Origin of the sequence: Nocardioides sp. CFH 31398 (assembly GCF_022436705.1) — a bacterium.
In the GTDB taxonomy this organism is placed as follows: domain Bacteria; phylum Actinomycetota; class Actinomycetes; order Propionibacteriales; family Nocardioidaceae; genus Nocardioides.
This window is the reverse complement of record NZ_JAKUHT010000028.1, coordinates 61,926-83,131: the sequence shown is the minus strand read 5'-3', so window position 1 is coordinate 83,131 and position 21,206 is coordinate 61,926. Positions and strand designations below refer to the sequence as shown.

General features: G+C 73.9%; 18 protein-coding genes. 11 read left to right on the top strand and 7 right to left on the bottom strand.

The genetic code is table 11. The features are described from left to right. Positions 1-91 precede the first annotated feature (91 nt). From glgA to MJ876_RS18655, 3 genes are read left to right on the top strand one after another with little or no spacing between them, the layout of a single operon-like run. Complete coding sequence (glgA, locus tag MJ876_RS18665) at positions 92-1,300, top strand: glycogen synthase (RefSeq protein WP_240238760.1); 1,209 nt, start codon at positions 92-94, stop codon at positions 1,298-1,300. A 57-nt stretch (positions 1,301-1,357) separates the two neighbouring features. After that, a complete protein-coding gene (locus MJ876_RS18660; protein WP_240238759.1) occupies positions 1,358-3,898 on the top strand; it encodes a S8 family serine peptidase in 2,541 nt (846 codons plus the stop codon). A 40-nt stretch (positions 3,899-3,938) separates the two neighbouring features. Continuing rightward, positions 3,939-5,447: an AMP-binding protein gene (locus tag MJ876_RS18655; RefSeq protein ID WP_240238758.1), complete on the top strand. Its 1,509-nt coding sequence runs from the start codon at positions 3,939-3,941 to the stop codon at positions 5,445-5,447. 206 nt (positions 5,448-5,653) lie between these two features. Here the strand turns inward: MJ876_RS18655 and MJ876_RS18650 are convergent, their stop codons facing one another. Genes MJ876_RS18650 through MJ876_RS18635 form a run of 4 tightly spaced genes read right to left on the bottom strand, consistent with a single transcriptional unit; the run spans position 5,654 to position 9,773 of the window. Continuing rightward, positions 5,654-6,454, bottom strand: a complete 801-nt coding sequence (locus MJ876_RS18650) for a GntR family transcriptional regulator (RefSeq protein WP_240238757.1) — start codon at positions 6,452-6,454, stop codon at positions 5,654-5,656. A 15-nt stretch (positions 6,455-6,469) separates the two neighbouring features. Next, positions 6,470-7,516, bottom strand: coding sequence for a 4-hydroxythreonine-4-phosphate dehydrogenase PdxA (gene pdxA, locus MJ876_RS18645; RefSeq protein WP_240238756.1), 1,047 nt, complete (start codon positions 7,514-7,516; stop codon positions 6,470-6,472). Next, entirely contained in the window at positions 7,513-8,757 is a 1,245-nt protein-coding gene (locus MJ876_RS18640) for a four-carbon acid sugar kinase family protein (protein ID WP_240238754.1), read from the bottom strand. Before MJ876_RS18640 ends, pdxA begins: the two co-directional genes overlap by 4 nt. Further along, positions 8,754-9,773 carry a 2-keto-3-deoxygluconate permease gene (locus tag MJ876_RS18635; RefSeq protein ID WP_240238752.1) on the bottom strand — a complete coding sequence of 340 codons (1,020 nt, stop codon included), beginning with the start codon at positions 9,771-9,773 and terminating at the stop codon, positions 8,754-8,756. The genes MJ876_RS18640 and MJ876_RS18635 overlap by 4 nt, the downstream gene beginning before the upstream one ends. 163 nt (positions 9,774-9,936) lie before the next feature. On the opposite strand from MJ876_RS18635, the gene MJ876_RS18630 reads away from it, so the two are divergent. Next, positions 9,937-12,801 carry a S8 family serine peptidase gene (locus MJ876_RS18630; protein WP_240238750.1) on the top strand — a complete coding sequence of 955 codons (2,865 nt, stop codon included), beginning with the start codon at positions 9,937-9,939 and terminating at the stop codon, positions 12,799-12,801. 162 nt (positions 12,802-12,963) lie between these two features. Here the strand turns inward: MJ876_RS18630 and MJ876_RS18625 are convergent, their stop codons facing one another. Next, complete coding sequence (locus tag MJ876_RS18625; protein WP_240238748.1) at positions 12,964-13,614, bottom strand: TetR/AcrR family transcriptional regulator; 651 nt, start codon at positions 13,612-13,614, stop codon at positions 12,964-12,966. A gap of 131 nt (positions 13,615-13,745) precedes the next feature. Between MJ876_RS18625 and MJ876_RS18620 the strand changes: the two genes are divergently transcribed. From MJ876_RS18620 to MJ876_RS18610, 3 genes are all read left to right on the top strand, one after another. Further along, positions 13,746-14,543 (top strand): SDR family NAD(P)-dependent oxidoreductase, encoded by a 798-nt coding sequence (locus MJ876_RS18620; RefSeq protein ID WP_240238746.1) that lies wholly within the window; start codon positions 13,746-13,748, stop codon positions 14,541-14,543. Then, complete coding sequence (locus MJ876_RS18615) at positions 14,540-16,105, top strand: long-chain fatty acid--CoA ligase (protein ID WP_240238744.1); 1,566 nt, start codon at positions 14,540-14,542, stop codon at positions 16,103-16,105. The genes MJ876_RS18620 and MJ876_RS18615 overlap by 4 nt, the downstream gene beginning before the upstream one ends. A gap of 112 nt (positions 16,106-16,217) precedes the next feature. Beyond that, positions 16,218-17,273 (top strand): alpha/beta fold hydrolase, encoded by a 1,056-nt coding sequence (locus tag MJ876_RS18610; RefSeq protein WP_240238742.1) that lies wholly within the window; start codon positions 16,218-16,220, stop codon positions 17,271-17,273. 151 nt (positions 17,274-17,424) lie between these two features. On the opposite strand, the gene MJ876_RS18605 is transcribed toward MJ876_RS18610, so the two are convergent. Continuing rightward, positions 17,425-18,417 (bottom strand): catalase family peroxidase, encoded by a 993-nt coding sequence (locus MJ876_RS18605; protein WP_240238740.1) that lies wholly within the window; start codon positions 18,415-18,417, stop codon positions 17,425-17,427. Between the two features lie 141 nt (positions 18,418-18,558). On the opposite strand from MJ876_RS18605, the gene rraA reads away from it, so the two are divergent. Further along, entirely contained in the window at positions 18,559-19,032 is a 474-nt protein-coding gene (gene rraA, locus MJ876_RS18600) for a ribonuclease E activity regulator RraA (protein WP_240238738.1), read from the top strand. 24 nt (positions 19,033-19,056) lie between these two features. Here the strand turns inward: rraA and MJ876_RS18595 are convergent, their stop codons facing one another. Then, entirely contained in the window at positions 19,057-19,401 is a 345-nt protein-coding gene (locus MJ876_RS18595) for a nuclear transport factor 2 family protein (protein WP_240238735.1), read from the bottom strand. Positions 19,402-19,482: 81 nt separating this feature from the next. On the opposite strand from MJ876_RS18595, the gene MJ876_RS18590 reads away from it, so the two are divergent. From MJ876_RS18590 to MJ876_RS18580, 3 genes are read left to right on the top strand one after another with little or no spacing between them, the layout of a single operon-like run. Continuing rightward, the gene (locus MJ876_RS18590) at positions 19,483-20,073 is read left to right on the top strand and encodes a MerR family transcriptional regulator (RefSeq protein ID WP_240238733.1); all 591 of its coding nucleotides are present in this window, start codon (positions 19,483-19,485) and stop codon (positions 20,071-20,073) included. Next, positions 20,070-20,288: a GyrI-like domain-containing protein gene (locus MJ876_RS18585; RefSeq protein WP_240238731.1), complete on the top strand. Its 219-nt coding sequence runs from the start codon at positions 20,070-20,072 to the stop codon at positions 20,286-20,288. Before MJ876_RS18590 ends, MJ876_RS18585 begins: the two co-directional genes overlap by 4 nt. Before the next feature lie 54 nt (positions 20,289-20,342). Further along, complete coding sequence (locus tag MJ876_RS18580) at positions 20,343-21,206, top strand: DNA-formamidopyrimidine glycosylase family protein (protein WP_240238729.1); 864 nt, start codon at positions 20,343-20,345, stop codon at positions 21,204-21,206.

Below are 21,206 nucleotides of genomic sequence, written 5' to 3'. Positions count from 1 at the left end.
CCGGCGGTGGTTGCGCGTGGCCCTCGTCGTGCGGGGCCCCGACGAGCTCGACCGGCGGGGGTCCAGGTCCGCAGCCACTAGATTGCGGCGCATGCGGATCGACGTGCTGTCCAAGGAGTACCCGCCGGAGATCTACGGCGGGGCGGGGGTGCACGTGGCGGAGCTCGTGCGGGCGCTGCGGGCGGTCGACGGGGTCGACACGCGGGTGCATTGCTTCGGCGGGCCGCGCGACGAGGCCGGGACGACGGCGTACGCCGACCTCGCCGAGCTGTCAGGCGCGAACGGCGCGATCAAGACCCTCGGCGTCGACCTCGCGATGGTCGGCGGGTGCGAGGGGGCGGACCTCGTGCACTCCCACACCTGGTACGCCAACATGGCCGGCCACCTCGCCTCGCTGCTGCACGGCGTCCCCCACGTCGTCTCCGCGCACAGCCTGGAGCCGATGCGTCCCTGGAAGGCCGAGCAGCTGGGCGGCGGGTACGCCGTCTCCAGCTGGGCGGAGAAGACGTCGTACGAGGCGGCCGCCGGGATCATCGCCGTCAGCGCCGCCATGCGCGACGACGTGCTGCGCAGCTACCCCGACGTCGACCCGGGCCGGGTCCACGTCGTCCACAACGGCATCGACACCGACCTGTGGAGCCCGGTCTCCGACCCGGACCGCGTCCGCTCCCACGGCGTCGACCCCGACCGCCCCAGCGTCATCTTCGTCGGGCGCATCACCCGCCAGAAGGGCCTGCCGCTGTTCCTGCGGGCCGCCGCGCAGCTGCCGCCGGAGGTCCAGCTCGTGCTCTGCGCCGGAGCGCCGGACACCCCCGAGATCATGGCCGAGGTCCGCGGCCTCGTCGACGGCCTCGCCGCCGAGCGCGACGGGGTGGTGTGGATCGACGAGATGCTCCCCCGCGCCGACGTCGTCGCCCTGCTCAGCGCCGCGACCGTCTTCGCGTGCCCGTCGGTGTACGAGCCGCTCGGCATCGTGAACCTCGAGGCCATGGCGTGCGAGACCGCCGTCGTCGCGACGGCCACCGGAGGCATCCCGGAGGTCGTGGTCTCGACAGGCTCGACCGACGGCGGAGCTCCGACGGGCTGGCTCGTCCCCATCGAGCAGGTGCAGGACGGCACGGGCACCCCCGTCGATCCGGACAGGTACGTCGCCGACCTGGGCGCGGCGCTCGTCGAGGCGGTGTCCGACCCCGACCGGGCACGGGAGTACGGCGTCGCCGGGCGCCGGCGGGCCCAGGAGTCGTTCAGCTGGCCGGCGATCGCGGAGCGCACGCTCGAGATCTACCGCTCGCTGGTCTGAGGCGCGCCGGCCAGATAGTCCTGGCGCGATGTCCGTGTGCGGGTATCTACTGCCGCCATGAGCCCCCTGCGACGTGTCGTCGCCCTCGCCGCGGCCGGCGTCGTCGCGACCGCGCTGAGCCAGGTCGTGCCGACGACCGCGAGCACCGGGACGGTCGCGCTCCCGGCCGCTCCGTCGCCGTCCGCGGCGGACCTCGACCGCACGCTCGGCAACGGTCTCGGCCGACTGCTCGCGCAGCAGGACGCACCCCGTGCCCCCGGGTACGGCGGGGACCTCCAGGTCGACCAGGACGCCCTGGCCATCCGGGACGACGAGGGGCGCGTCCTCCTGCAGCTCGGTACGGCCTCCGACGGGGACACCACGTCACTGCGGAAGGCGGCGACCGGGCTCGGCTTCGTCGAGACCGCGGACGACGAGGCCACCGGCGTCCTGGAGGGTTTCGCCCCGCTGTCGGCCGTCGAGGACCTCGCCGCGCTCGACGACCTCGGCACGATCTCCCAGGTCCCCCGTCCCCTGACCTTCAGCGGCGACGCGACCTACCAGGGCGCCGCCCTGCAGCAGGCGGACCGGCTGAACGAGCAGGGCATCGACGGCGACGGCATCACGGTCGGCGTGCTGTCGGACTCCTACGACACCGCCACCCTGTCGGTCGACGGCGGCCCCATCGCGACCCGCGCCGCCGACGACGTCGCCTCGGGCGACCTGCCCGGTGCGGGCAACCCCGAGGGCAACACCGACCCCGTCGTGGTCCTCGAGGACAACGACGACCCCGCCTCCCGCGACGAGGGTCGCGCGATGCTGCAGGTGATCCACGACAGCGCGCCCGGCGCACGGCTGTGCTTCGCGACCGGGACCGACGGCGAGCTCGGGTTCGCCGACAACATCCGCGCGCTCGCCGACCCGGACGGCCCCTGCGGTGCGGACGTGATCGTCGACGACGTCCGCTACCCCAGCTCCCCCTTCTTCTCCGACGACGCCATCACGCGCGCGGCGGAACGGGTCGCGGTCCGGCAGGGCGTGGCCTACTTCTCCGCCGCCGGTGACAACGGCGGCCAGAACACCTTCCGGACCGCGGTCGACCTGCTGTCCCCCACCCAGGCGCGGGCCAACGCGCGGAAGGTCGGCCTCGACCTCTCCGACGTGGACCCGGCCCTCTACGCCGGCGGGATGCAGGACATGGACTTCCGCCGCGGGGTCGACGTCGCCCAGACCTTGCAGCTGGAGCCCGGGGGCGGCCTGTTCAACCTCCAGTGGGCGGACCTCGTCGACGCCGACGGCGGGACGCCCGACGACCCGTCGGACACCTCGACGGACTTCGCCGCGCTGCTGTTCGCGCCGAACGGCGACTACCTCGGCGCGATCGACGAGGACAACCGGGCCACTGGCCGTCCGGGGGAGCTCGCCCGGCTCTCCCGGTCCGAGACCCGCTACACCGCGGTGCAGCTGGTCCTGGCCCGGGCCTCGAGGGGCGAGACCGAGGTGCAGGAGATCGGCTACGTCAACGACGGCGGGATCCGCACCGACGAGTACTACATCGCCCGCGACCCGGGCATCTACGGGCAGGCCGGGTCCGACAACGTCATCACGGTCGCCGCGCACGACGGCCTCGGTCCGTACATCCCCGAGGCCACGACGTCCCCCGGCGGGAAGATGCGCTACTACTTCTCCCCCGACGGCGACCGGTACAGGTTCGGTGACCTGCGCCGCAAGCCCGACATCTCTGCCATCGGCGGCGGGAACACGACGTTCTTCGGTGCCGACGACGTCCGTGACGCCGACGACCTGCCCAACTTCGGCGGCACCAGCGCCTCGGCCGCCCAGGCCGCCGCCGTCGGCGCCCTGACGATGCAGAAGGCGGGTGGCCCCGGCTCGCTGCGCCCCGGGCCGCTGGAGCGCGCGATGGAGTGGTCGGGGTACGAGCACAACCGGTTCACCTTCTCGGCCGGCGAGACCGTCTTCAGCGACGACCTCGAGAACGACGTCCGCCTGGGTGTGGTCGGCTTCCCCGGTCTCGAGACGTCCGGCAGCGACCTCGCGATCGCCGACCCGGACGCGTTCCGCCTGCGCTACGAGGGCGAGGTGCCGCTCAGGTCCGTCACCCTGCTGGGCGACACGGCCGGCCCGACCGCGCCCGGCGCGACACCCGGCGCTCCCTCGGGCGGCATCGTCTTCGACCCCCGCCCCCTCGGGCCGCGGGGGCGGTACGACCAGGGCGGCTATCCGTTCACGCTCGGCTACCGCTACAACATCGACCGCGGCGACATCCGGACCCAGCTGCTCCGGCGCGTGGGTTCCACACCGTTCCACCAACGCCTCCGCATCACGTTCACCGAGCCCGTCACCGAAGGCTTCCTGCGTTTCGGCATCGACCGGGACCTCCGCTACCCGGGACCGCCGTCCGGCGGCAACGCAGGGGACCAGCTCGGGGAGCAGTCGACGCTCGCGGGCGGGGGCGTCGCCCCGGGCATGACGTTCGTCGCCCTGCTGCGCAACGGCGAGCGGCTCGTCGGACGGATGGGCACCTTCCTGGGCAAGGACTACTCACCCGTCGACGGCTTCGGCGTCACGAACGCGCTGTCCCTCGCGAGCAGGTACTGAGTACGGTCGCCAGGGTCCCGACCTCGGAGGGAGGACCGCTGTGGGCAACGTCGCCGACGCCGTCTTCACCCATGCCAGCGAGCACCCCGAACGGGTGGCCGTCCGCGCCGGTGACCGCGAGGTCACCTTCGGCGAGCTGCGCGACCGCGTGGCGTCGTACGCCGGCCGCGTGCACGACGCGGGGGTCGCACCGGGTGAGCGGGTGGTGCTGGTCGCGCCGACGGGCGCCGAGTTCGTCGCCGCCTACTACGGGCTCCACGCCGCCGGCACGGTGCTGATCACCATGAACGTCATGGCGACGGCCGCCGAGATCGACTACGTGCTGGAGGACTCCGGCGCCTCGCTGGTCGTCGCCTGGCACGAGGCCGCGACCGCGGCGAGCACGGCGGCCGCGGGTCGGAACCTCCCGTTCTGGACGCTGCCGCCGCTGGCCGACTGGACCGACGACGCGACCGGAGTCGACGCGCCCGTCGACCGCGCGGACGACGACACCGCGATCATCATCTACACCTCCGGCACCACCGGGCGGCCGAAGGGCGCCGAGCTCGCGGTCGGTGGCGTCGCGGCGCTCGTCGACGCGGCGCGCCACCAGCTGAACTTCGACCCGACGGTCGACCGCAACGGCACCGCGCTGCCGCTCTTCCACGTCTACGGCCAGCTCATGGTCATGCACATCGCGATCTCGCTGGGCACGCCGGTGTCGCTGCTCCACCCGTTCGACCCGGCCGCGATGGTCGCGATGATCCGCGACCACGGGCTGACGTTCGTCGCGGGCGTGCCGGCGATGTGGATCGCGATGCTGCACGTCCCCGGCGACGCCGGCCACGAGGACCTGAGGACGCTGCGGGCGGCGTCCTCCGGCGGTGCGCCGCTGCCGGGCGAGGTCATCGACGCGTTCGAGCGGCGCTACGGCGTCCGCATCCGCGAGGGGTACGGGCTGTCCGAGACGTCCGGCTGGGCGACGTCCACCCCGGCGGACGCCGACGCGAAGCCGGGCACGGTGGGGCGCGCCGTCCACGGCATGCAGCTCGAGGTGCGGGACGCCGCCGGCCACGCCGTGCCGACCGGCGAGGTCGGCGAGGTGTGGGTCAAGGGCCCCATCGTCATGAAGGGCTACTGGAACCGTCCCGAGGCCACCGCCGAGGTGCTCCGCGACGGCTGGCTGCGCACCGGCGACCTCGGCACCCTCGACGCCGACGGCGACCTGCGGATCGTCGACCGGCTGAAGGAGATGATCATCCGCGGCGGCTACAACGTGTACCCGCGCGAGGTGGAGGAGGTCCTCCACACCCACCCGGACGTCGTCGAGGCGGCCGTGGTCGGCGTCCCCGACCCGCGGTACGGCGAGGAGGTCGCCGCCGCGGTCGTCCTGCGGCCCGGGGCCACCCTGGACGCCGAGGAGCTACGCGCCTGGGCGAAGGAGCGGCTGAGCGCCTACAAGGTGCCGCACCTCGTGCAGGTGCTCCCGACCCTGCCGAAGGGACCGTCGGGGAAGATCCTCAAGCGCGCGATCGACCGGGACGCGCTGCGGCAGGCGCCGCCAGGCTGAAGGGTCTCGACAGGCTCGACCGGCGGCGGTGCCGGCGGTCTCGCCGCCCCACTCCACCAGCCGAACGACAACGCCAACCCGCGCCGGTCGAGCTTGTCGAGACCCTCACGGTCGGTGTGGTCTCGACAAGCTCGACCGGCGGGGGTCGAGACCGACCCTCGTAGTCCGGCCGTCTCGACAAGCTCGTCCAGAGGTGGTGTCGGCGGTCAGCCGCGGAGGGTCCTGACCTCGTCCAGGGCCTGCTCCAGCAGGTGCGTCACCCGGTCGAGGTCGGGGTCGGGCGACGCCGACGACGCCGGCGGCGCCTCGGGGCGCAGGCCCACGTCGAAGGCGACGAGGTCGGAGCGGTGCCAGGTGGAGAACACCTCCACGACCTCCCCGCGCTGGTCGAGGCTGGTGCCGTCGAGCAGCAGCAGCGGGTCGCGCTCGGCGACCTCCAACCGGTCGGTGAGGGGCGCGGCGGCGGCGACGGCGCGGATCGTGCGGCGTCCGTCGGCGACGCCGCGACCGGTGGCGGCACGGACGAGCTGGTGCAGCGAGCCGTCCTCCAGCGCGGCCGCGTCGATCGCGGTGGCGACCGAGGCGGGCAGGTAGGTACGGATGAACGCGACCGGGCGGCCGTCCACGCGCCGCAGCCGCTCGAGCACGTGGACGTCGTCCCCGAGCGCCTCGGCGTGCGGCGGCACGGACGTCGGCTCGAACCGCAGCACCGACGTGGTGGTGGTGCTGCCGGCTCCCTGCAGCTGGTCCATGAGCCCGGACGACATCTCGACGTCGCGGTGCAGCTCCGCCTGCGGGGCGACCACGGTGCCGCGGCCCTGGGCCCGACGGACCAGCCCCTCGCTCTCCAACGAGGCCAGGGCCTGCCGCACGGTGGAGCGGGAGACGCCGAACTGCTCGGTCAGGGCGCTCTCGCTCGGCAGCAGCTCGCCGGGCGTCAGCTCGCGGTCGTGGATGCGGCCGCGCAGCCGGCTCGCGAGCTGCGCGTGCAGGGGCGTCCGGGCCATGGGCGTCAGGCTAGGTCAGCCGGCGACCTGGTCCGCGGTCTCCTGGGCGGTGCGCCACACGTGGTCCCAGCCGGGCGCCAGCGCGGCGGCGCGCTCGGCGGCGAGCACGAGGCTGGCCTCCCGGGCGACGCCCTGGCCGGCGATGTCGAACGCGGTGCCGTGGTCGACGGAGACGCGGACGACGGGCAGGCCGACGGTGATGTTGACGCCCTCGTCGCCGTACACCGCCTTGAACGGCGCGTGGCCCTGGTCGTGGTAGCAGACGACCACGAGGTTCCACTTCCCGTTGACCGCCTGCGGGATGAGCGCGTCCGCGGGCAGCGGCCCGTGCACCTCGAGGCCGGCGGCGCGGGCCCGCTCGACGGCGGGCGCGAGGACGTCGGCGTCCTCGTCGCCGAAGATGCGGTTCTCCCCGGCGTGCGGGTTGAGCCCGGCGAGACCGATCCGCTCGTCCGGCCTCCCGAGGGCCTTCGTGAACGCGCCGACCAGCTTCAGCACGGCGTCCGTGCGCTCCGGGGTCACGTCGTCGATGGCGCGGCGCAGCGAGACGTGGGTGGTGAGGTGGAAGAAGTAGAGGTCGCCGGCCGACAGCACGAGCGAGAAGTTCTCGACGCCGAACTCGTGGGCGAGCAGCTCGGTGTGGCCGGGGTACTGGTGGCCGCCCGCGTGCATCGCCGCCTTGTTCAGCGGCGCGGTGACGATGGCGTCGACGGCGCCCTGCTTGGCGAGCTCGCAGGCGGTGACCACGAAGCGGTGGGAGCCGTCCCCGGCGTCGGGGTGGAGCTCGCCGAAGGGCACGTGACCCAGCGACGGCCCGGCCTGCAGCACCTCGAGCGTGTCGGGGTCGTTGGTGGCGTCGCGGACGTCGTCCAGCACGCGCACCTTGGCCGGGTCCTCCCCCACCACCTCGCAGCCGCGGCGCAGCGCGTCGGCGTCGCCGATCACGACCGGCACGGCCTTCTCGCGCAGGTCGGGGTGGTGGAGCATCGTCCGCGCCGTGATCTCGGGGCTGATGCCGGCCACGTCGCCGAGGGTGAGGGCCAGGACGGGGGTGCGGGTCATCGGGGATCCTCCGAGGTCGTCGTGCGCGGGGTCGTCAGGGTGTCGAGCAGGGTGGTGAGGGTCTGCGGGTCGCCGAAGCCGCCGGCCTTGGTGACGACGGTGAGGCCGTCGAGGACCCCACCCGCCACCTGCCCGTGGGGCACGCCCTCGAGCAGTCGGCCGTGGATGCGGATGCCGTGCGCGTCGGCCGCACGGAGCGTGGCCTCGGCGCCGTCGCCGCCGACCAGGACGGCGGCGTCGAACGCGCCGTCGCGCAGCCACGCCGCCGTACGGCGACCGAGCGCGGCGGCCAGGGCGGCGCTGCGGCCGGGCTCGGCGCGCTCGTCCGGTGAGACGAGGACGACCGGGCCGCCGCCGGCGGGAGCGGGCGGGTCGGCCTCGGCGCCCAGCAGGTCGTCGGACCGGGTGGGCGCGTGGACGACGTCCCCGCGGTCGGCGAGCAGCGCGGCCACCTGGTCGCGGGCGGTCGCGTGGTGCGAGGAGACGAGCACCAGCGGACGACGGGCGGTCGACGGGGCGGGCCCGGCCGGGGCGTCGGTGCCCCACAACCGGGCCAGCGGCGCGGCCAGCCCGGCGGAACCGGCCGGGACGGCGCGGGGCCCGAGCGCGACCACCACGGCGGCGACCCGGGCGAGGTCGGCGGCGTCGCGGGCGTCGACGGCGACGACGTCGGCGCCGGCGGCCGCCCAGACGGCGGCGGTGGCGGCGGGGTCGTCGCCGGCGGGAGCCGGGACCGGGAACGCACCCGGCACGAGGTCCGTGACCAGGTCGTGGCGCACCGGGGTGACCGGGTCGCGGCCCGCGGGCGACTGCGTCACCGGGGCGCCGTCGACGGTGAGGACGCCGTCGCGGACCTCGCGGCCCATGGCGGGGTACGCCGGGCACAGGACGACGAACGCGTCGCCGCGGACGCGGCGCCGCGCGGCGAGCGCCCCGGCCACCTGCCCGGCCACCGACCCGCGCAGGGTCGAGTCGACCTTGAGGTACACGTGGTCGTCGGGGCTCGGCGACTCCGCCTCGACGGCGGCGCGGGTGGCCGCCGCAGCGTCGTCGTCCGACAGCGCGCGGGCGTCGGTCGACACGGCGGTCATGCCCGCCGCGGGGGCGGCGTCCCGCCCGCCCATCCGCAGCGTGCTGGGCCAGCCGGCGGCGGCGAACTGGACGCCGCAGTCGTTGGCGCCCGTCAGGTCGTCGGCGACCACCAGCACCCGGGCGTCCGCCCTGGGAGCGGCTGCGGTCACGCCTTGACCTCCTCGGCGAGCTCGACGCCGTCCTCGTCGACGACGGTGAGACCACCCTCCCGCTTGAGCACCCAGGCGGCGATGACCGGGGCGAGGATCGCGGTGATGAGGGCGGAGGCGGCGACCTGCGCGGTGGCGGTCGCGACGTACGGCTCGAAGGCGGGGTCGGCGGCCGCGACGATCGCGGGGGTGGCGATGGCGTTGCCGGCCGTCGTCCCGGCGGCGAAGCCGAGGCCGCTCTTGGCGCCGCGGCGCAGCACGATCTTGTAGCCGAGGTAGACGAACAGGCCGGTCACCGGCGCGACGATCGCGCCGACCAGCAGGCCGGAGGCACCGCCGGCGACCACGGCACCGAGGTCGATCCCCGTGCCGAGGGCGAACGCGAAGAACGGGATGACGATCGACGGCGTCGGGCGCATCACCTCGCGCCACTTCGGGTCGAGGTTGCCGACCAGCATGCCGAGCAGGAACGGCAGCACCGCGCCCAGGAGCAGCAGGCCGGGGATCGCCGCGAGCCCGGACGCGCCGAGGAAGAGCATGGAGAAGAACGGGCCGTCGTTGAGCGCGGAGGCCATGTAGGCGCCGCGGTCGCGCTTGTCGCCGTACCGCCCGGTGAAGGCCAGCCACAGGCCGCCGTTGGAGTTGTCCACGGCGACCAGCAGGGCGAGGATCGAGACGCCCGCGATCCCGTCGATCCCCACGACCAGTCCGAGCCCCACGACGAGCGACGCCGGGATCAGCGACTTGGTGACGAGGATGACCGCCGAGTGCGCGAGGACCGGCCCGCTGGTGCGCAGGGTGACGTGGGTGCCGGTCGCGAAGATCAGCAGGGCGATGAGAGCCAGCGCGCCGTCCTTGAACAGCGCCGTCGTGAAGCTGCCGATGTCGAGGGCGGGCATCGCGAACGTGCCGACGACCGACCCGAGCACCAGCGGCACGAGCATCAGCCCGCCCGGGATGCGGTTCATCGTGTCGTAGAGCGGGACGATCGTCTTCTCGGCTGCGGGGTGGGACATGGGACTCCATCGGCGTCGGACACACGTCGTACGACTTGTACGAACAGGTTGTCCCTACTGTGGCTGCCGCCACAGGATCTGTCAACGGGCGCACGACACGGTTGCCTGTGTGTCGCAACGAGGCACTGGCGCGGTGTCGGCGCCCGGGTATTGACTGCGCGCCATGACGACACTGCGGCGCGCGGCCGCCCTCACCACCGCGACGGTCGTCGCGGCCGGTCTGACCCAGCTGGTGCCCACCAGCGCGAGCGTCGGCACGGTGGCCCTGCCCCTGGCGCCGGCGTCCTCGGCGGACGCCGTCGACGACACCCTCGGCAACGGCCTCGGGCGTCTGCTCGCGCAGGAGGAGCTCGGCGCGCGCAGCGCACCCGGGCTCGGGGGTGGGCTCGAGGTCGACCAGGAGTCGCTCGCGATCCGCGACGACGAGGGCCGGGTGCTCGTGCAGGTCGCGCCCGCGGACGGGGCCTCGGCCGGGGCGCTGCGCCGTGCCGCGGACGACCTCGGGTTCGTCGAGACCGCGGTCGACGAGGAGACCGGGGTCCTCGAGGGCTTCGCGCCACTGTCCGCCGTCACCGACCTCGCGGCCCTGCCCCAGCTCGGCACGATCGCGCAGGTGCCGAAGCCGGTCACGCACGCCGGCGACGTGACCTACCAGGGCGTCGGGTTCCAGGGGGTCGACCGGGTGCTGCGCCGGGGCGTGGACGGCGAGGGCGTGACCGTCGGCATCCTCTCCGACTCCTACGACCAGGCGAGGGTCGGGTTCGACGGCGAGCCCATCACCAGCGCCCGCGACGACGTCCGGTCCGGCGACCTGCCCGGGCGGGGCAACCCCGACGGCAACACCCAGCCGGTGGTGGTGATCGAGGACTACGAGGACCCGACCGCCACCGACGAGGGCCGGGGCATGGCGCAGATCGTCCACGACACCGCGCCTGCCGCGAAGCTGTGCTTCGCGACCGCCTTCACCGGGGAGATCGGCTTCGCGGACAACATCCGCGCCCTCTCCGACCCCGAGGGACCGTGCGACGCCGACGTGATCGTCGACGACATCAGCTACTTCTCCGCGCCGTTCTTCTCCGACGACGTCATCGGTCGTGCCGTGGAGGAGGTCACCGCGGACGGGGTCGCCTACTTCTCCTCCGCCGGCAACGCCGGCGACCAGAACGCCTGGCGCTCCCGCGTGAGCCTGGTGCCCCGCTCCCGCGTGCCCGCCGCGGCCCGCGCGGCCGGGCTGGACCTGAGCGACGTCGACCCGGCGCTGTACGCCGGCGGCCTGCAGGACATGAACACCCGCGGCGGGGTGGACGTCGCCCAGACGCTCGAGCTCGACCCCGGCGGCGGCCTGCTGAACCTGAAGTGGAGCGACCCGGTCGACCCCGACGGCCCCGAGCTCGGCGAGCCGCTGCTCGAGGACTCCGGCCGCCTCACCGACGCGAACACCGACGAGGGCCTCGACTTCGGTTTCCGGGTCACCGAGGCCGACGCGGGCGAGTCGCTGCTCGTGACCGTGGACGGCGTGCCGACCGGCACGACCGACGTCGTGGTCTCCGTGCGGGGCCCGAACGGCTTCGAGGTCGGCCCGGTCGACACCATCACCTCTCCCGAGGTGGTCCCGATCGACGACGCCCGCCCCGGCCGCTACACCGTGACCGTCACGGGGTTCCAGGGCGCCACGGGCCGCTTCACCGTCCAGGCCGCCCCGGTCGTCGCCCCGAGCGACACCTCGACGGACTTCGCCGCGCTGGTCTTCTCGCCCGACGGGGACTACCTCGGGGCCATCGACGAGGACAACACCATCACCGGCCGCCCGGGCGAGCTCGCGAGCCTGTCGCTGTCGGACGACGAGTTCACGAGCCTGCAGCTCGTCCTGGCCCGGAAGACGACCGGCCGGACCCCGGTGCAGGAGATCGGCTACATCAACAACGGCGGCCTCCTCACCGCCGAGTACTTCTCCCCCACGGCTCCTGCGACGTACGGCCACCCCGCGACCAAGGCGGCCATCGGAGTCGCGGCGATGGACCCGTTCGCGCCGTACCTGGCCGAGACGTTCACCTCCCCCGGCGGCGCGATGCGCTACTACTTCGACGAGGACAACCAGCGGCTCGAGCAGCCCGAGGTCCGCCGCAAGCCCGACGTGACCTCCACGGACGGCGGCAACACGACCTTCTTCTACCGCCCGGAGGACCCGCGGGACCCCGACGACTTCCCGAACTTCTTCGGCACCAGCGCCGCCGCGCCGCAGGCCGCGGCGATCGCCGCGCTCATGATCGACCGCGCCGGCGGGCCGGGGTCGCTGAGCCCGGCGCAGGTCGACCGCACGATGAAGCAGACGGCCTACCGCCACGACCTCGACCCGTTCCGCGCGTCGGGCACGGCGGGCGGCGTCACCCTGTCGGCGAAGGGGTCCGAGGCGTTCGGCGGCCGGTCGGCCAGCCCGGCGTCGCTCGACGACCCGAACTTCTTCCGGGTCAGCTACGACGGCGACGTGCCGCTGCGGTCCGTCACGCTGGTGGGCCGGACGGCCAGCCCGACCGCCCTCGGCCGGACGGCGAAGGCCCCGTCGGCCGGTCTCGTGTTCGACCCGCGAGCCGCGGGCGGCCCCGGTGCGTGGGTCGAGGGCGGGTTCCCGTTCACGGTCGGCGCCACCACCGGCGGGGTGCAGAAGCGCTCCGTCATCGGCCGCACCATCGACCGGGTCGGCTCGACGCCGTTCTACGAGCGGCTCCGGGTCACCTTCGGCGTGCCGCTGCGGGGCGGTCAGGGCGTGAACTTCGGCATCGACCGCGACCTGCGCTTCCCCGGCGGCGACCTGGCCCCGCAGGGCGGCGACTCCGCCGACGAGCTCGGCGGCGCCGTCCGCCTGCCCGGCGGCGGGGGCGGGCAGAAGGGGCTGAAGTTCGTCGCCACGTTCGCGAACGGCGACAAGGTCGCCGGCCGCATGAGGAACACCCTCGGCACCGGCTTCAGCCCGGTCACCGGCTTCGGCCCCGTCGACGCGTTCGGCGCGGTCTTCGGCGGCGACCGCTAGGCCGACCGGGCCCCGACGAAGGAGGTCCGGGTGACGACGGCTCCCCCGCGAGCGTCGTCACCCGGACGGCCGTGCCCTGCGCACTCCCCCGAACGCGCCTGTGCCGGCCCTCAGGGGTCTACCCGGCCCCCGGGCGCCCAAACCTCGCCACGAAGGTTGTCGTCACGGCGGCGCGAGGGGTGCGTGTCGGTGGTGACCCACCGGGGCCACGAGCGTCGGCAGCAGCCGGACGACCTCCCCCTCCAGTGGGGCGAGCGCGCCGGGGCGGGCGGTGAGGTGGCCGAGCAGGGCCTGCTGGAAGAGCCCGTCGAGCAGCCCGTACGCCGCGGCGGGGCCGACGACGGGTGCCGCGCCGGCGAGGTCGGCGTACCGCTCGACGACGCGCCAGACCATCTCCTCGAGCGTGGCGTCGATCGCGAGCACCGCCTCGCGGAGCTCGTCGGTGAACATCGCCTGGGCGCGCAGGTCGTACCAGAGCCGGTGCATCGGGGCCTCGTCGACGACGCTGCGCACGAGCGCCGACGCGAACGCCCGGGCGAGGCCGTCGGGGGTGGTGGCCTCGTCGACGACGCCGTCGTACCGGTGCACGCAGGTCGCCTTGTACTGCCGCACGCAGGTGACGATCAGGTCGAGCTTGTCGGTGAAGTAGTAGTGGACGACGCCGTGGGAGAACGCCGAGTTGGCGGCGATCTCGCGCAGGCTGGCCCGGGCGTAGCCGAGCTCGCCGAGGGTGGTGAGCGCCGACTCCGCGAGGGCGCGACGGCGCTCCTCGTGCTTCTCCGCCGGGGTGCGGCGGACGGCGGCGGAGGTCATGGGGCGGACGGTACCCCCCGCCGTACGGCCCGTTTCTCAATGTCTTGACAACCGTCCAGACGATCGTTGACACCTCCGTGGTCGCTGGGTTTGTGTGAGGCACACCACACCGCCCCGACGAAGGAGCCCCCATGACCTCTCTCGACCTGACCGGACGCACCGCCCTCGTCACCGGGGCCGCCCAGGGCCTCGGCGAGGGCATGGCGAGGGCGTTGTCCGCCGCGGGCGCGACCGTCGTCGTCGCCGACGTGCAGGACGAGCTCGGCGGCAAGGTCGCCGAGTCGGTGGGCGGGCACTTCGTGCACCTCGACGTCACCGACGAGTCGTCGTGGGAGGCGGCCATCAGCGCGGCCGTGGAGCAGGCCGGCGGCCTGGACGTCGTCGTGAACAACGCGGGCGTCGAGATCAGTGACCTGATCATGAACGTGGACCCCGACGACGTCATGAAGATGCTGACGGTCAACGTCCTCGGCACGACGCTGGGCATCAAGCACGCCTTCCGCGCCATGGGCCCCGGTGGGGCCGCCGGGCACGCCGAGGGCGGCGGCGTGGTCATCAACATCGCCTCGGTCGCCGCGACCATCGCGTTCCCGGCGATCTCGGCGTACTCGGCGACCAAGTCCGCCGTCGACCGCCTCACCCGGGTCGCGGCGATGGAGTCCGGCAAGCTCGGGCTCGGCATCCGCGTGAACTGCGTCTACCCGGGCCTCGTCCCGACCGAGATGGGCGCCGGACTGGCCAACGACATGGCCCGCCTCGGCCTGTTCGGCTCGGCCGAGGAGGCCGTGGGCGCCGTCGTCGAGCTGACGCCGTCCGGGCGCCTCGGCGCCGTCGAGGACATGGCCGACGCGGTCGTGTTCCTCGCCTCGGACGCCGCGCGGTTCGTCAACGGCATCGGCCTGCCGGTCGACGGCGGCATGGGGATGTGAGCACCCGTCCGATGACGGGGTCGGTGCGGTTGGTCGACCACCTCGACAAGGGCGCCTCGCTGGGTGGGGACGCCCCCTGCCTGGTCTGCGACGGCGTGACGTGGACCTACGACGAGGTGGTCGCCCTGACCCGCCGCGTCGCGGGCGCCCTGCACGCCCGCGGCGTCGGGCCGGGGGCGAAGGTGGCGGTGCTGTCGGCCAACGACCCCGTCGCCTTCGCCACCGTCCTGGGGATCAGCCGGGCCGGTGCGGTGTGGTGCCCGGTCAACCCCCGCAACGAGGCGGCCGAAAACCGCGAGCTGCTCGACCTGTTCGACTGCTCCGCGCTCGTCTTCGCCGCGGCGTACGCCGAGCTGGTCGACGCCATCCGCGGCGACCTTCCCGCCGTCACCACCCTGGTCTGCCTCGACGGCGAGGTCGGGTGGGCGCTGACGTGGGACGACTTCCTCGCCCTCGGCGACGGCGGCGGGCCGGTGGACGTCGTTGCCGAGGACGACCTCGCGATGCTCGTCGGCACCGGCGGGACGACGGGCCGCCCGAAGGGCGTGATGCTGACCCGGACGAACCTCGAGACGATGACGGCGCTCACGCTGATGAGCTACCCGTGGCCGACGCTGCCGCAGCGCCCGACGTACCTCGCCCTCGCGCCGCTCACGCACGCCGCGGGCGTCCTGTGCTTCCCGGTGCTGGCCTCGGGCGGATCGATCGTGGTGATGCGCGCTCCCGACGTGGGCGGGTTCCTGGCGCGGGTCGCGGAGCACCGGGTGACGCACACGTTCCTGCCGCCGACGCTGGTCTACATGGTGCTGGACCACCCCGACGCCGCGACCACGGACCTCTCGAGCCTGCAGTGCTTCTGGTACGGCGCCGCGCCGATGTCGACGCGTCGTCTCACCGACGCGCTCGAGCGGGGCTGGCCGATGGCGCAGCTGTTCGGGCAGACCGAGGCGCCGATGATGATCTCGGTGATGCCGCCCTCGGACCACTTCGGCGCCGACGGTGGGATCGCGACGTCCCGGCTCTCCTCGGCCGGACGCCCCACCCCCCTCGTCACCGTGGCGCTGATGGACGACGACGGCCGGCTGCTGCCGACCGGCGAGCGCGGGGAGATCGTGGTCCGCGGCTCGCTGGTGATGCGGGGCTACTACCGCGACGCCGACGCGACCGCCGAGGCGTCGGCCCACGGGTGGCACCACACCGGCGACATCGGGTTCCTCGACGAGGAGGGCTTCCTGCACATCGTCGACAGGGCGAAGGACATGGTGATCACCGGTGGCTTCAACGTGTACTCGACCGAGGTCGAGCAGGCGCTGATGGCCCACCCGGCGGTCGCCGACTGCGCCGTCATCGGGCTGCCGGACGAGACGTGGGGCGAGCGGCTGACCGCCGTCCTGCAGGTGCGGCCCGGCGAGGAGCTGGACGTCACCGAGGTGCAGGCGTTCGTCAAGGCACGCATCGGGAGCGTGAAGACACCGAAGCAGGTCGAGGTGTGGCCGGACCTGCCGCGCTCGAAGGTCGGCAAGGTGCTGAAGACCGAGATCAAGGCGACCCTCGGCGGCTGAGCTCGCCGCGCGCCTCGCCCCACCGGGGAAACCCACCGGTCGGGCAGTACCCCGGAGACGCCCCGGCGGGGGACCATCCCGGGCGACGACACCCATGCCCTCGGAGGTCACGATGATCGACAACCCCTTCTACAGCCACGAGCACCACGGCGACTACGAGCTCATCAGCATCGGCCGGTTCGAGCTCGAGGAGGGCGGGGTGATCCCCGACTGCCGGCTGGCCGTCACGACCTGGGGCGAGCTGAACGCCGCGAAGGACAACGCCATCCTCATCACCACCTGGTACTCCGGGACCCACCAGATCTGGCGTGACGCCTACGTCGGGCCCGACCACGCGCTGAACCCCGAGAAGTACTTCATCGTCGCGATCAACCAGATCGGCAACGGGCTGTCGACCTCGCCCCACAACGCGGACGGCGCAAACGCCGAGATCGCCATGTCGAGGTTCCCGAAGGTCCGGATCGGCGACGACGTCCGCGCGCAGGAGCAGCTGCTGCGCGAGCACTTCGGCATCGAGCAGCTCGAGCTCGTCGTCGGCGGCTCGATGGGCGCGCAGCAGACGTGGGAGTGGCTGGTCCGCTTCCCCGACCGGATGCGCCTCGGCGCTCCCATCGCCGGCACCGCGCAGAACACCCCCCACGACTGGCTGTACACCGAGACGCTGAACGAGCAGATCTGGTCGGACCCGGGCTGGAACGGCGGCGAGTACGCCTCGAACGCCGAGGTCGTCGACGGGCTCACCCGCCAGGCGCACCTGTGGGGCGTCATGGGCTTCTCGACGGAGTTCTGGAAGCAGGAGGTGTGGCGGGCGCTGGAGTTCGAGTCCAAGGAGGCGTTCCTCGCCGGCTTCCTCGAGCCCTACTTCACCGTCATGGACCCCAACGCGCTCCTCACCTGCGCCTGGAAGTGGCAGCACGGGGACGTCGCCCGCCACACCGGTGGCGACCTCGCCGCCGCGCTCGGGCGGATCCAGGCAAAGGTCTTCGTGATGCCGATCGACGAGGACATGTTCTTCCCGCCTCGCGACTGCGCGGCCGAGCAGGCCCTGACGCCGAACAGCGAGCTGCGGGTGGTCGAGGACGTCCTGGGCCACCTCGGGCTGTTCGCCGTCGCCCCGACGTACATGCCCCAGATCGACCGCCACCTCGGGGAGCTGCTGGCGACCTGAGGCACGCCTCCGCACCACCGGCGAGCTCGTCGAGGCCGCTGCCGGGCCAGCTGGCCGAGCAGCCGTGGACCGAAGGCCCGTCACCGTGGTCTCGACGACGCGCGCTCGCTGCGCTCGCGTGCTGCTCGACCACCCGGGGGGGTGGCGCGCCTCAGCGCAGGTGCATCGGGCAGCCCGCGCCGCTGCGGCGGCGGACGGACTCGGCGTACACGAACGAGCGGATGCGCAGGATGGGGTCGTCGGAGGGCTCGATGCCGTCGACGAGGCGCATCGGGTCGTGCATGAGGACGTCGCCGCCGGTCTCGCGGGTCCCGTCCTTGCCGGTGATCTCGATCGTGCCCATCTCGACCCACTCGCGGTCGGCCGGCCAGGCCTTGCTGGCGTCGGTGGTCTGGTCGTCGTCGCGGGCGAGCTGGGCCATCACGCGGTACGTGATGGGCAGGACGTCGACGACGCCCGCCATCAGGTAGTCCGGGTCGGCGGTCGCCCACTCGGCCTCGGCGAGGCTGTGCTCGCCCGCGGCCGGCTCCAGCTTCCAGCGCACCCACTGCCCCTCGCCCGCCTCGTTGACCAGCCTGAAGGCGTTGAGGGAGTGGAAGACCATCGTCGCCCAGCTCTGCGGCGGGGCGCCGACGGTGTCGACGACCGCGCCCGCCGCGGCGACGTCGGGATGCTCGGCGAGGAACGTCTCGGTCGCCTCCGGACCCTCGTGCTGGGCGCGCAGGAGGTCGCGGAAGTCCTCGGGGGTGCCGGCCGGGAAGACCGGCCAGTCCTGGCAGACCAGGTCGGTACGGCGGCCGTCGTCCAGGTAGAACTTCACGGCCATGCCGCGCGGGTCGCCCTTCGTCGCGTCCGGGGCGTCGACGTCCGGGTCGGCGCTCGGGAACCCGTTGGAGTAGCGCACCGTCACCCGCACCGGGTCGCCCTGCATGTGGGCGGCCCGGGTCAGCTCGGCCGCGCGCGGGGTGGCGGTGAACGTGCCCTCCATGACCACGCCCTTGTGGTGGGTGACGCGCTGGCCGTCCGGCGAGCCGAGGACCTCCACGACCGTGTCCGTCAGGTCCAGCGCGAGCGCGTGCATCTCGGCGTTGGGGGCGTCGGGGGTGGCGGAGGTGCGGGCGAGGTTCTCGTCGGTGACGGTCATGACTGCTCCAGGGTGAGGGGTGTGGCGATTGTCACGCCGTCACAGTGCGGTCACAAGCAACGCAACCTGTGTGGTCGCACAACCCCCCGGGCAGGCTGGACCTCGGCCGCCCGACCCCGACCGCCCCACCGAGGAGCACCCGTGAGCGAGATCCTCCCCACCGCCGACCTGGTCGACACCCACGGCGAGGCCCTGCAGTCGTGCGACACCCAGTTCCGCCGGCTGGGCCGACGCGCCCGGTTCTCCGGCGAGGTCGTCACCGTGAGGTGCTTCCAGGACAACGCGCTGCTCAAGCAGGTCCTCGGCGAGCCGGGCACCGGCAAGGTGCTCGTGGTGGACGGCGGCGGGTCGGTGCACACGGCCCTCGTCGGCGACCTGATCGGCGCCCTGGCCGTCTCGAACGGCTGGGAGGGGATCGTCGTGCACGGCGCCGTGCGCGACTCCGCCCAGCTCGACGAGCTCGACCTCGGGCTCAAGGCGCTGGGCACCAACCCTCGCAAGTCGTCGAAGGACGCCACCGGCGAGCGCGACGTCGTGGTCAGCTTCGGCGGCGCCGTGTTCACCCCGGGCCGCACCCTGGTCAGCGACGAGGACGGGGTCGTCGTCCTGCCGTGAGGCCGGCCCGGGGCGTTCGTCGCCTCAGGGCGCGATCGCGAGCTCGGTCACGAGGCCGTCACGGAGGGTGAACCGGTAGCGCAGGTCGACGACCCCGCCCGGGAAGTCACCCTCGAGGTGGAGGACGGCGACCCAGTGGTCGTCGTCCACGCGCTCCGCGCCGACGACGTCGGTCGTGTAGGTGAACTCCGTGCCGGCGTCGCGCAGCCAGGGCCCGATCTCCTCGGGGCCGCGGAGGGTCCTGCCCTCGTCGGTGACGACGGCGTCGGGGGCGAACGCGCGGAGCGCGCCGTCGTCGCGGGCCACGTGGGCCGGGAGGAAGTCGCGGAGGACGGCGGGCAGCTGGTCGGTGTCGATCGGTGTGGTCATGGCGTCGACCGTGGTCCGTCCCGCGCCGGGAGGGTCAACGGGCTCGACCCTCCCCCGGGGAGAGGGTGCAGACTCGCCGGCGTGCTGGCGATCGGCGACTTCTCCCGGCTGACCCACCTGAGCGTGCGGACGCTGCGTCGCTACCACGACGCCGGCCTGCTCGTGCCCGCCCGGGTGGACGCCGCGACCGGCTACCGGTCCTACGACCCGGACCAGATCCCGACCGCGCAGGTCATCCACCGGCTCCGGGAGCTCGACGTCCCGCTGCCCGACGTACGCCGGGTCCTGGACTCGCCCGACCCGGAGGAGCGCGCCGCGCTGGTCACGGGCCACCTGCGGCGCCTCGAGGCGGAGCTCGACCGCACCCGGGCGGCGGTGTCGTCGCTGCGGCGACTCCTCGACCCCGAACCCGCCCCGGTCGCCGTCACGTTGCGCGCGGTCGGCGAGCAGAGGGTGGCCGCGGTGGCGGACGAGGTGGACGCCGACGACGTCCCGACCTGGTACGCCGGGGCGAGGGCCGAGCTCGAGTCGACGCTGGCCGCCGTCGGGTCGGCGCCGGACGGGCCGCCGGGCGGGTATACGACGACGCGCTGTTCGCGGCCGGCCGCGGTCGCGCCGTCGTCCACCGGCCGTGCGCGGACCCGCCGCGCCGGGGCCGGGTCCGGCCCGTGACGCTGCCCGCCGTCGACCTGGCGGTGGCCACCCACACCGGGGGTCACGACGACGTCGACGTCACCTACGGCGAGGTCGGCCGCTGGCTCGTCCGCAACGCGCTGGCGGTGGCGGGCCCCGTGCGCGAGACCTACCTGGTCGGCCCGGTCGACACCGACGACGTCTCCGCGTGGCGCACCGAGATCGGCTGGCCCGTGTTCCGCGTCGCGCCGTGACCCCCGCCCGGAGGCGCCGACACCACCGTTGGGGTGGTCGGTGATGATCTCCGGGTGCCCGAAGGCCACACCATCCACCGTCTCGCCAACCGACACCGGCGACTGCTGCGCGGACGCACCGTCGAGGCGAGCAGCCCCCAGGGGCGCTTCGCCGAGGGCGCCGCGCTGATCGACGGCGCCCGGCTGCGCTCCACCGAGGCGTGGGGCAAGCACCTGTTCCACCACTACGCGGACCCCGCGGACGACTCGCGCGGGGCTTCGCAGCTCCTGCACGTGCACCTCGGTCTGTACGGCAAGTTCCAGGAGGGTCGCGGTGAGCCGGAGGAGCCCCGTGGCGCCCTGCGGCTGCGGCTGGTCAGCCGCGACGAGGACGACGAGGACGACGTCCGCTGGCTCGACCTGCGCGGGCCCATCGCCTGCGAGCTGCTCACCCCGCCCGAGCGGGAGGCGGTGCTCTCACGCCTCGGCCCGGACCCGCTGCGCAAGGACACCGACCCCACCCCGCTGATGACCCGGCTCGGGAAGAGCCGGGCGCCGCTGGCGACGCTGCTCATGGACCAGTCCGTGGTCGCGGGGATCGGCAACGTCTACCGCGCCGAGATCCTGTTCCGCCACGGCCTCGACCCCTACCTCCCGGGCCGCGAGGCCGACCCCTTCACGCTGATGGCCGCGTGGAACGACCTGGTGGAGCTGATGAAGGCCGGCGTGAGGTCGGGACGCATCGTCACCACCGAGCCCGAGCACCGCGAACGCTTCTCCGGCCGGGCCCGCCGTACCGACGCCCACTACGTCTACCGCCGCCACGGCCTGCCGTGCCGGGTGTGCGGCGCCGAGATCCTGCTCGAGGCCCACGGCGGGCGGAAGCTCTACTGGTGCCCGTCCTGCCAGCCGCCCGGCGGAGGGCGTCGGGCGGTCTAG